General features: G+C 46.4%; 1 rRNA gene. It reads right to left on the bottom strand.

Features of this window, described 5'->3' with window-relative positions:
- Positions 1 to 167: 167 nt before the first annotated feature.
- Positions 168 to 317 (bottom strand): 23S ribosomal RNA (locus tag ACTQWB_RS18805); the annotation flags it as partial.

A 317-nucleotide genomic window follows, 5' to 3' on the forward strand; every position in this document is an offset into this window, starting at 1 on the left:
AATGCTCTACCGACTGAGCTAAGGAGGAATATAAAGGTTTGCACCTTCAAAACTACATACATGTTACATCCTTTGGAATACTTTGTCAAGAATCTTTTTTCAACCTTGCGAATCTTCGGTCGTTCCATCTCACTTCGTTCAATGGAACGACCTGCGCGCTTTGCGCTTAGGTCAAGCCCTCACCCTATTAGTAACAGTCAGCTCCGTGCATTACTGCACTTCCACCTCTGCCCTATCTACCTCGTCGTCTTCAAGGGGGTTTACTTCTTTCGAATGGGACATCTCATCTTGAGGGGGGCTTCACGCTTAGATGCCTT

The organism is Blautia sp. HCP3S3_H10_2 (assembly GCF_052122375.1).
Classification (GTDB): Bacteria; Bacillota; Clostridia; order Lachnospirales; family Lachnospiraceae; genus Blautia_A.